Origin of the sequence: Pseudomonas sp. SIMBA_068 (assembly GCF_046534705.1) — a bacterium.
Classification (GTDB): Bacteria; Pseudomonadota; Gammaproteobacteria; order Pseudomonadales; family Pseudomonadaceae; genus Aquipseudomonas; species Aquipseudomonas putida.
This window is the reverse complement of the sequence record NZ_JAWRYI010000275.1, coordinates 1-299: the sequence shown is the minus strand read 5'-3', so window position 1 is coordinate 299 and position 299 is coordinate 1. Positions and strand designations below refer to the sequence as shown.

Genomic DNA, 299 nt, shown 5'->3' with positions numbered 1-299 from the left:
CAGAGGAAGCGCTTCTGTTCGAGTTCGCCGTTGATTTCCGCCTGCTTGGCCACCCGCCGCCCAAGGCTGTCGTACCGATACTCACCTTGGCTTTCCAGCTTGCCGTTAACCAACGTCTCGGCCCGCACCAGCCGGTTCTCACAGTCATAGCTAAAGCTCTGCAGCTTGCTGTGCCCAGAGCGTTTCTCGATCAGGTTGCCCCACGGATCGTAGCGGTATTCCTGGTCCCGCCACTGTTTGATCCGGTTGTCCTTGACCTTGGCAAACTGCTGCGCGTTGAGATCCAAGCGGTTAGCTGC

The 299-nt window shown here is 58.5% G+C and carries 1 protein-coding gene; it reads right to left on the bottom strand.

Annotation, left to right across the window (positions count from 1 at the left end):
- Window positions 1-299, bottom strand: a 299-nt coding sequence (locus SB756_RS29170) for an RHS repeat domain-containing protein (protein WP_410913014.1), incomplete at both ends; no start/stop codon positions are given.